7 protein-coding genes are annotated in these 9,470 nt (G+C 71.9%); 4 read left to right on the top strand and 3 right to left on the bottom strand.

Features of this window, described 5'->3' with window-relative positions; genetic code table 11:
• The first annotated feature begins 1,080 nt into the window (after positions 1-1,080).
• Genes ACH35V_RS41940 through ACH35V_RS41930 form a run of 3 tightly spaced genes read left to right on the top strand, consistent with a single transcriptional unit; the run spans position 1,081 to position 4,735 of the window.
• Positions 1,081-2,088: a sugar ABC transporter substrate-binding protein gene (locus tag ACH35V_RS41940; protein ID WP_395980479.1), complete on the top strand. Its 1,008-nt coding sequence runs from the start codon at positions 1,081-1,083 to the stop codon at positions 2,086-2,088.
• A complete protein-coding gene (locus tag ACH35V_RS41935; RefSeq protein WP_395980478.1) occupies positions 2,085-3,686 on the top strand; it encodes a sugar ABC transporter ATP-binding protein in 1,602 nt (533 codons plus the stop codon). The genes ACH35V_RS41940 and ACH35V_RS41935 overlap by 4 nt, the downstream gene beginning before the upstream one ends.
• Positions 3,683-4,735, top strand: a complete 1,053-nt coding sequence (locus ACH35V_RS41930) for an ABC transporter permease (RefSeq protein ID WP_395980477.1) — start codon at positions 3,683-3,685, stop codon at positions 4,733-4,735. The genes ACH35V_RS41935 and ACH35V_RS41930 overlap by 4 nt, the downstream gene beginning before the upstream one ends.
• Before the next feature lie 16 nt (positions 4,736-4,751).
• Here ACH35V_RS41930 and ACH35V_RS41925 read toward each other — a convergent pair whose 3' ends face one another.
• From ACH35V_RS41925 to ACH35V_RS41915, 3 genes are read right to left on the bottom strand one after another with little or no spacing between them, the layout of a single operon-like run.
• Positions 4,752-5,831 carry a maleylacetate reductase gene (locus tag ACH35V_RS41925; protein WP_395980476.1) on the bottom strand — a complete coding sequence of 360 codons (1,080 nt, stop codon included), beginning with the start codon at positions 5,829-5,831 and terminating at the stop codon, positions 4,752-4,754.
• Positions 5,828-6,751, bottom strand: a complete 924-nt coding sequence (locus ACH35V_RS41920) for a dioxygenase (RefSeq protein ID WP_395980475.1) — start codon at positions 6,749-6,751, stop codon at positions 5,828-5,830. Before ACH35V_RS41920 ends, ACH35V_RS41925 begins: the two co-directional genes overlap by 4 nt.
• 21 nt (positions 6,752-6,772) lie before the next feature.
• Positions 6,773-7,579, bottom strand: coding sequence for an IclR family transcriptional regulator C-terminal domain-containing protein (locus tag ACH35V_RS41915; RefSeq protein WP_395980474.1), 807 nt, complete (start codon positions 7,577-7,579; stop codon positions 6,773-6,775).
• Between the two features lie 262 nt (positions 7,580-7,841).
• Between ACH35V_RS41915 and ACH35V_RS41910 the strand changes: the two genes are divergently transcribed.
• Positions 7,842-9,458, top strand: a complete 1,617-nt coding sequence (locus ACH35V_RS41910) for an FAD-dependent oxidoreductase (protein WP_395980473.1) — start codon at positions 7,842-7,844, stop codon at positions 9,456-9,458.
• Positions 9,459-9,470: the final 12 nt, after the last annotated feature.

Raw genomic sequence — 9,470 nt, 5'->3', positions numbered from 1 at the left:
GCGCACAATGCGCCGCTGGCGGAGCGGATCGTCAGGCACGGGAGCCTCCGGGGGCGGGGAGCGGGGGGCGGGGGGCGGGGAGCGGGGGCCGTCGGACAGCGGCCTTGACTGCATGAAAACACATCAATGACCATTGCCTCAATGGTGTTTGATCCATCCTGGCTTCGAGGGAGGTCGGCCGCCTGCTGGGCTTGCCGTCCAACCTGCCGGCCCACCACCTGGGGGTGTTACAGGCGGCGGGACTCGTCGAGCGGACGCGCTCGGAAGTCGACCGGCGAGCCAGGTGCGTGCGCCTGATTCCCTCCGCGCTGCGGGCGCGTGACCTCCCCGATGGCATGCCGAGGACGAGCCGGTTGGACGTGATTGGACGTGCACGCGACCGTGAATCGTGGACGAGGTTTCCGAGCGGGTGCGGCGCCGTGTGCGCGATGACTTTCCTCACCGGCTGATCGGGTGATCGAGGCCCTGGCCGGATTGACCAGCGACGTTTCCCCGGTGAAGCTCGCGATTCGATCGCCATCGAACGGATTCAGGCGGCCGTTCTTGTCGCCGCCCTGGGATGTCCGCGCAAGCCGGTCGCACTCGGCCGCACCGACTGGCGGACCTGTTGGTAGCCGCTGCGTCAGAAGCGGACTGGCAAGGAGCGGGCAAGCGGGGCCTCAGGCGCCAGGAGGAGAGGGCGCCGGGAATCGGACGCCTTGATGACGACGTGACCGCGGGCGAGCGCTTCCACGAACACCATCAGAACCGCTTGGCGTACAGCTGTACGCCGAGCGGGCTCTGGCGTGGAAGTGCAGGTCGGACCCGCACAATGCTTGACAGTCGTGACGAGCGCCACTTACCTTCGACCGCACTGCGTACAAGTCGCCGCTATACGACCAGGCGGGACGCGGCGCGGGGGCGACACGGCTCGCGGACGTCGCAGGCGAGGATTCAGGAGGTACGACAGTGGCAGGCTCACGCCGAATCCAAGGTATCGCCGCAATCGGTGTACTAGCGCTCGCGCTCAGCGCCTGCGGATCGTCCGGTGAACGGTCGTCTGGTCGTGGAGCGGTCACGACGACTGCGGCGCTCGCGGAGTTGGCCGGGACCGGTGCCTACGGGCGGCCGCCGGCGAAGGCTCCGGCCGTCGCGGGCGCCAAGAAGGTCTGGATCGTCTCCTGCGGGCAGAGCGCCATCGGCTGCCAGACCGGGGCCGAGGCCGCGAAGAAGGCGGCCGAGGCGGTGGGATGGTCCGCCCAGATATGTGACGGCAAGCTCAATGCGGGCGGCGCGTTCGCCGGCTGTGTCCGCCAGGGGATCGCGGCGAGGGTCAATGCGATCGTGACCGAGGCGATCGACTGCGTGGCCGTCAAGGAACCGCTCGGCGAGGCGAGGGCCGCCAAGATCACGACCATCAATTTCTGGGGCTTCGACTGCGACACTGGGGAGAGCGCCACGGGCGAGAAGCTGTTCACCGAGTCGGTCGTCCCCTCCGAGAAGTACCGGACCAACGAGGCATATCAGCAGGCGATCGGTGCGGCCCGGGCAGAGTGGGTCAAGGCACGCTCCGGCGGCGCGGCCAACGTGATCGAGCTGCATTTCACGGGGACCAACATCGGTGCGGCCCTGCACGAGGGATTCCAGCTGGGAATGAAAGGGTGCGCGTCCTGCGAGGTCGAGACGGTCGAGGTGACGCACCAGTCCTTTGGCAACACCCGGCAGATCATCGAGTCGGCGCTGCTGAAGAATCCGCAGGCGAACTGGGTGGCGGTGCCGCTGGACTCGCTGGTGCTCGCGGGCGCGGGGCAGGCCGTCGCCGGTTCGCCGCGCCGGGCGGACGTGAAGCTGATCGGCGGCGAGGGGCTGCCGCCGAACCTCGGCCTGATCCGGCAGAACCAGGGGCAGAGCGCCGCGATCGGGCAGCCGATCGACTGGTACGGATGGGCGGCGATCGACACCCTCATCCGGGCCTTCGCCGGTGAGCCTCCCGCACCGTCCGGCTTGGGCTTCCAGATCATCGACTCCGAGGTGAACCTGCCGGGCTCGGGCCCGTACCGGGCACCGGTCGACTTCATGTCGGCCTACCGGCGGGCATGGGGACTGTGACCACCGCAAGGCCCGGCGACGCCGGCGGCTCCGCGGCCTCGACCCCGGCGGCCGGGCACCCTGCGTCGCTCGCGGTGTCGGGCGTGAACAAGTCGTACGGACCGGCCCCGGTGCTGCGGGACGTGTCGTTCGAGCTCACCCGAGGCCACATCCACGCGCTCGCCGGCGGCAACGGCTCGGGGAAGTCGACCCTGATCAAGGTCCTCGCCGGGATCGAACGCGCTGACAGCGGCGTGCTCAGCCGTCCCGGCCGTGCCGGAACTGACCTGGCCGGATTCACCCCGGCCCACGCCCGGGAGGCCGGGCTGCGGTTCGTGCACCAGGACCTCGGGCTCCTTCCCGACATGACCGTCGCCGAGAACTTCGCCTTCACCCGGGGCTTTCCGAGGGGCGGCGGCCGCCGGATCGCATGGCGGAAGCTGCACGAGACCATGGAGTCGCTGCTGGGACGGTTTGATCTCGACGTCAGTCCCACGGCGGTCGTCCGCGCCCTGCGTCCCGCGGACCGTGCGATGGTCGCGATCGCGCGCGCCCTGGCCGACGACGGCCCGGAGCAGGTCCTGGTCCTCGACGAACCGACCGCGAGCCTTCCGCACCACGAGGTCGACGTCCTCCTCGAAGCGCTCTCCGGGCGCGCACGGCAAGGGCAGACCATCCTGTACGTCAGCCACAGGCTCGACGAGGTGCTCTCACTGGCCGACTCCGTCACCGTCCTCCGCGACGGCGCGGTCGCGGCCACCCGCGGAGCACGGGGGCTGGACCAGCTTCAGCTCGCCGAGCTCATGGCCGGTCGCTCCCTCGGCACGCTTTACGGCGATGAGAGCCCCGCGTCCTCGGCGGCCGGGCCGCGCCCGGCCGGCGGCCCGGCTCCCATGCTCGAAGCGCGGGGGTTGTCGGCCGGCGGGATCAGCGGCATCGACCTGGAAGTCCGGGCCGGGGAGATCCTCGGCCTCGCCGGCCTGCTCGGATCCGGCCGGTCGACGCTGCTGAGAACGATCTTCGGCGCGGTCCGCCCGACGTCCGGGACGCTCACGTTCGAGGGCGAGGCGATCGCGGCACCGTCGATCAGGGCGGCCATGCGCCGCGGGATCGCCCTCGTCCCCGAGGACCGGCTCGCGGACGCCCTCTTCCACGAGTCGTCGGTCGCCCAGAACATCACCGTCGCCACGCTGGCGCGCTACGTGCGCTGGGCGCGGCTCGTCCGCTCGCGTGAGCGGGACACGGCCGCCGGTGTCATCGGCGACCTGCGGATCAAGACCGCGGGGCCGGACCAGACGGTGACCCGGCTGTCGGGCGGCAACCAGCAGAAGGTCGTCGTCGCCCGCTGGCTCCAGCGCGCCCCGCGCCTTCTGCTCCTGGACGAGCCGACCCAGGGCGTGGACGTGATGTCCCGCGCCGACATCTACGAGCGGGTCCGCGCGGTCGCCGCCGCCGGCACGTCCGTGCTCGTCGCCTCGTCCGACGTCGAGGAACTGGCCCACCTCTGCGACCGGGTGGTGGTCCTCAGGGCGGGACGCGTGACGGCGGAGCTCTCCGGAGAGGCGGTCTCGGTCCGGGAGATCGTCAGGTACTCGTACGCGGACCAGGAGGAATCATGAGCGGGACCCGTCTGCGTGAACCGGCGCGGGAATCGGCGGAGGCCCCGCCGCCCGCCGCGCGGACCGGACGCCTCAGCGCGTACGGGGAGCGGTACGGCCTGGTGCTTCTGCTCGTCGGAGTCATCGCGTTCTTCGGCGTCCTGCCCGCGAGCTCGACGGCGTTCACCAGCACCGCCAACGTCCAGTCGGTGCTCGCGAGCATCGCCGTGGTCTCCGTGCTCGCCGTCGCCGCGGTCTTCCCGCTCGCGTGCGGCCAGTTCGACTTCTCCGTCGCGGCCACGTCGCTGGTGTCGTCGATCGTCTGTGCCGCGACGATGTCGAACCACGACGCCCCGCTGCCGCTCGCGGTCCTGTGCGGTGTGGGCGCCGGCGTGCTGGTCGGCCTGGTCAACGCCGTGCTCGTCGCCCTCCTGCGGCTCAACGCGTTCGTCATCACGATCGGTACCGCCACGCTTCTCCCGGGCCTGGTGCAGTGGTACACGCAGGGCGTCGATCTCGTCCGCGGGATCTCGCAGCCGCTGCGGGACTTCGGGTCGCTGACGTGGCTCGGCCTTCCCCGCGTCATCTGGCTGGTGGCGCTCATCACCGCCGTCTGCTGGTTCACCCTGGCCCACACCGCCTTCGGCCGGCGGCTCTATGCGGTCGGGAGCAACGCCTCCGCCGCCCGGCTGGTCGGCATCCCGGTCACCGCGCTGACCTTCGGCGCGCTGGTGACGTCGGGCGGTCTCGCGGGCGTCGCCGGCGTGATCCTCACCGCCCGGAACGGCGGAGGGCTCGTGGACAGCGGCGCCGATCTCCTGTTCCCGGCGCTCGCGGCCGTCTTCCTGGGCGCCACGGCGATCGATCCCGGCCGCTACAACGTGCTGGGTGCGGTCGTCGGCACGTTGTTCGTCGCCGTGTCGGTCAGCGGCCTGACGCTCGCGGGCGCCGCGGAGTGGGTCCCCGCCGTGTTCAACGGCGCGGCTCTGATCATCGCGGTCGCCGTCTCCACCCTGCTGGCGCGTCGGCGCGGCGGCCCGCTCGCGGGCGCCCGCCAGGGCAACCGGTAGACGGCGGCCCGGCGGTTCAGGACCGTGGCGCTGGACGCTCGCCGCTCCAGGCGGCGCGGAGCAGGTGCGTGACGCCGTCGCGGGTGACGGGCGCGGGGTTCGCGTACGGGGCGTTCACGACCTGTTCGGATATGGGTTCGATGTCGCGTTCGGCCATGCCGAGTTCGCGCAGCGAGCGTGGCGCGTCCAGGGAGCCCGCCAGATCCCAGAGGCGGTGGGCGGGGTCGTCGGCGTCCAGCGCCCGTACCAGGGCTTCGGTCGCTTCGGGGGCGGCGGGCTGGTTGTAGGCGAGTGCGTGCGGCAGGACCACGGTGTGGGTCGGCGCGTGCGGGAGGTCGAGCGTCCCGCCCAGGGCGTGACACAGCTTGTGGTGCAAGGACATGGTCGTCGCGCCGAGCGCGGCGCCGCACAGCCAGGACGCGTAAAGGGCCGTGGTGCGGGCGTCGAGGTCGCGGCCGTCGGCGAACACGTCCGGGAGCGCTTCGGTCATCGCGCGGACGCCCTCTTGGGCCATCAGCGAGATGACCGGGGAGCGGTCGGGGGCGTACAGCGCCTCGGCCGCGTGGGCGACGGCGTTGAATCCGCTGGTCACCGACATGGCGACGGGGAGGCCGAGGGTGAGGTCGGGGTCGTACAGGACGCTCGCGGGCAGCACCCGCAGATCCTTGCCGGTCCGCTTGCGGCCGTTCTCGGTCAGGCCCCACACGGCGGTCATCTCCGAGCCCGCGTAGGTCGTGGGGACGGCGATCACCGGCAGGCCGTGCTCCAGCGCGACGGCCTTCCCCAGCCCGATGGCCGATCCCCCGCCGACCGCCACGCAGGCGTCGGCGCCGAGTTCGGCGGCGCGGTCGCGGGCGCGCTGGGCGATCTCGATCGGGACGTGCATGCGCGCTTCGGCGAGGACTCCCGCGGAGCGCTCGCCCAGCGCGTCCGCGATGGTCTCCCCGGTCGCGCGCTGCTCGGGCGAGCAGAGCACGAGGGCGCGGCGTGCGCCCAGCCGGTCGACTTCCTCGGGGAGGGAGGCGACGACGCCGGACCCGAACCGCACCCGCATCGGGAGCGCGTCGTAGGAGAAGGAGGTCTGGACCATGGTCATGCTTCCCGCTCGGCGGTGTCGGTTTCGGTGTCCGGCCGCAGGACGACGTCGAAGTTCACCGTGCGGAACGGGTTGGGCAGCCCGGCCGCGGCCGCGCGCTCGGGGTCATCGACCTCGGGGAACTCGCGCACGAGGCTGGGCTTGACCCCGAACACGGCGTCGGAGTCGATGTACGGCGTCCCGGCGACGAACAGGTGGGTGGTCACGGTGCGGTAGCCGGGGGCCGACACCTCGAAGTGGACGTGGGCGGGCCGGTTCGGGTGCCGGGCCGTGGCGTCCAGGAGCCGCCCGACCGGGCCGTCCTGCGGGATCGGATAATGGCGGGGGACGATCGAGCGGAACCAGAACCGCCCCTCATCGTCGGCGGTGAACAGCCCGCGCAGGTTCAGGTCCGGCTGCACGCCGGGTTGCTGCACGTCGTAGAAGCCCTCGTCGTTGGCCTGCCACACGTCGACCGTCGCCGCCGGGACCGGCCGTCCGTCCGGGCCCGCCACGCTTCCGGTGACCAGGCACGGGACGCCCTTGCCGTCCTCGGCGATGTCAGCGCCCAACTCCCGGCGCGGCGACGCGACCATATGAAACGGACCCTCGACCGTCGACTCGGTCAGCCCGTCACCGGCCCGGTTGCTGATGGTCTCGACCAGCATCGAGGCGCCCAGCACGTCGGACAGCAGGATGAACTCCTGCCGGGTGCTCGTGCACGCCTGCCCGGTCGCGGTGAGGAACTCGATCGCCGCCGCCCACTCCCGCTCGGTCAGCTCGACGTCCTTGACGAAGCCGTGCAGATGCCGCACGAGCGAGGTGAGGATCCGCCGCAGGCGCGGGTCGGGCGTCCCGGCGAAGCTCGCGGCGACCACGTCGGCGGACCGTTCCTCGCTGAACAGCTGGGCCGGGTCCGGTGGAGTGTGCGAATCCATCATCGTCTTCCGTGTTCTCGTCGGTCACGTGGCGCGCAGGGCTCGCTGCGGCGCGGCGTGGATGAGTTCGTAGTCGCGTCCGATCGCGCCGGTCGCCTGGAGCAGAAGGGGCAGCAGGTCGTCGATCAGCTCGCGGTGGCCGACCTCGGCGGCGATCGCCGTGACGTTGACCGCGGCGACCGTCCGGCCGTCGCCGTCGCGCAGGGGCGCGGCGACGGAGCGGATTCCGGGCGCCACCTCGCCGTCGGTCGAGGCCCAGCCGCGGGCGCGCACCTCCCGTAGCTCGGCCTCGGTCTCGTCGATCGGCTTGGGCCGGTGGGGTTTGATCGGGGATCGCGTCTCCGCGCGCAGTGCCGTGTGCAGGGCGTCGGGGTCCAGGGACGCGAGGAGGACCTTGCCGAGCGCGGTGCTGGCGGCGGGGAGGCGCATGCCCACCTTGACGTTGACGGCCACCACCTTGGGGACCTCGACGCGGGCGATGTAGATGATGTCCGAGCCGTCGAGCTCGGCCACGGAGGCGGCCTGGCCGGTCCGCTCGACGAGGTCGCGCAGGTGAGGGAGCGCGACCTCCCACAGACCGGTGGACAGCGTGTAGGCCACCCCCAGCTCCAGCACCCGGGGGGTGAGGACGACCCCCTCGGGCGTCGAGCGCGCGTACCCGAGGTGTTCGAGCGTGAGCACGATCCGGCGGGCGGTCGGCCGGGCCAGTCCGGTCGCGGCCGCGATCTCGGTGAGGGACATCGGCACCCGGTGCGAGCCGAAGCATCTGATCACGTCGAGACCGCGGGCCAGGGCCTCGATGAAGTCCGGGCCGGCGTCGTCGCGCGGCATGTGGCTCCCCTCTCCGGTGGCCGATCGCCACTCGCCAGTCTTGTCCGGCCAAGAGTACGGGGTGCGACCGCTCTTCGGTCAAGTGCCCGCCCGCTTGGCTTCCCCCTTGTTCACACCGTCCTCGCAGGGTAAGTGCGGAGTGCAATGAATGGACTCTTCTCTTGACAGCGGCGGTCACGCGTCCCATGCTGCTGGGACGCAGCAGGATTGACCGACTGACGGTCACTTTACCGTCTGACGGTCACTTCAGTGGAGGCAGCACATGTCGAACAGCGCCACGTCCGCCGATGTCGTCGTCATCGGCGGCGGACCCGCCGGCCTGACGGTCGCCGCAGAGGCCGCGCGCGCCGGGGCCCGGGTCGTCGTGTTGGAGCGCCGCACGGAGGACACCCACTCACGGGCCGGAGTGATCCAGCCGCGCGTGCTGGAGCTGTTCGACGTCCGCGGCCTCATGGACCGGTTCCGCGCCGCGGCCGAGCGGTGGCGGCCCGACTTCGAGGTACCGCGCTACATCTACGCCGGCCTCATCGGGCTGCGCTACGACCAGCTCGACAGCAAGTTCCCCTACGCGCTGATCCTGCCGCAGATGACCACCGAGCACCTGCTGGCGGAATGGGCCGTGGAACAGGGCGCCGACCTGCGCCGCGGGCTCACCTACCTCGGCCACGCCGAGACCCCCGGCGGGGTCACGGTCACCGCCCGGGACTCCGCGGGCGACGCGCTCGAATTCAGCGCGTCCTATCTGGTGGGCGCGGACGGCGCGCGCAGCCTCGTCCGCCAGGTGACCGGCATCCCGTTCGACGGCCATCCGACGCGGATGACCGCTGTGGCCGTGGACGCCCATCTGTCCTTTCCCTGGCAGGCGTCGATGCAGATGAAACGCAACGAGCACGGCTGGGTGCTCGCCTACCCCTTCGGGCGGGGCATCACCCGGTTCATCATCGTCGCCGAGCGTCGCCGCCACGTGCCCAAGCACGAGCCGGTGACCATGGACGAGGTCCGGGAATCGCTGCGGCTGATTTTCGGGGACGACTTCGGGGTGACGTCGGCGCAGTGGCTGTCGCGCTACGGCGACGCGCACCGGATGGTCCCCGAGTTCCGCCGCGGACGGGTGCTGCTCGCCGGGGAGGCGACCCGCGTGCACTACCCCGCGAGCGGCATCGGGATGAACTACTGCATCCAGGACGCCTTCAACCTCGGCTGGAAGCTCGGCTGGGTCGCGATCGGCCGCGCCCCCGACGCGCTGCTCGACAGCTACCACGAGGAGCGGCACCCGGTGCTCAAGGCCCTGATGGACGACGTCGCGGCGCAGTGCGGGCTGCATTTCGACTTCTCCCACGCGGGGCTGGCACTCAAGGACTTCGTCGAGCGGGAGCTCGTGCCGATCCCGGAGGTCAACGCGATCCTCCGCGACCGGCTGAGCGGCTTCGGCACCTCCTACCACCACGACTCCGACCCCCATGACGCGGACGGCACCCGCGTGAGCGACTTCCCCGTCGACACCGCCGGCTCCCCGTCCGGCTCGTCCTACACCCGGGTCGCCAAGGACGCCGGCTTCGTCCTCGCCGACGCCGCCGACCCCGCGGGCCGCCCCGCGGGCGGTCCCCGGACGCTGCCCGACGTGATCACAGCCGTGACGGCCCCGGCCGCCGAGCTGGCGGAGCGGTTCGGCGGCGCAGCGGCGGTGCTGATCCGCCCCGACGCCTACGTGGCGCGCGCCTGGGCGGCGCGGCCCACCGACGAGCAGGTCACCGCCGCCTACCGGACCGCGACACGGCAGGAGGCCGCCGAGCCGGCGCAGCCAGACGATCCGGCGCAGACAGACGATCCGGCGCAGGCGGGCGCGGACGCCGTCCGCCGACAGCCCGAACACGCGTGAGACGAGGAGCGG

Origin of the sequence: Actinomadura sp. 1N219 (assembly GCF_044326405.1) — a bacterium.
Taxonomy (GTDB): domain Bacteria; phylum Actinomycetota; class Actinomycetes; order Streptosporangiales; family Streptosporangiaceae; genus Spirillospora.
This window is presented reverse-complemented; position numbering and strand designations above follow the sequence as displayed.